Annotated in this window: 1 protein-coding gene; it reads left to right on the forward strand. The window is 69.7% G+C overall.

Features of this window, described 5'->3' with window-relative positions; genetic code table 11:
• Positions 1-238 (forward strand): hypothetical protein (locus SB719_RS22490; protein WP_412160085.1); only part of this gene is annotated, 238 nt, incomplete at both ends.

Genomic DNA, 238 nt, shown 5'->3' on the forward strand with positions numbered 1-238 from the left:
CCTGCTGCTGGCCTTGTCGCTGGCGTTTGGCGCCGGCGTCGCCTCGGCCCAGGACGACGTCTCCAAGGTCAACGGCGGCATCACCGCCGAGGCCGGCCAGGCCTACGGCGACCTGTCGACCGTCAACGGCGGCATCACCCTCGGGGATGGGGCACGGGTCAAGGACGTGGAAACCGTCAACGGGGGCATCCGTGCCGGCCACGACCTGCAGTCCGAGGACATCGAGACGGTCAACGGT

It is taken from the genome of Pantoea sp. SIMBA_079, assembly GCF_046940275.1.
In the GTDB taxonomy this organism is placed as follows: domain Bacteria; phylum Pseudomonadota; class Gammaproteobacteria; order Enterobacterales; family Enterobacteriaceae; genus Pantoea; species Pantoea borealis.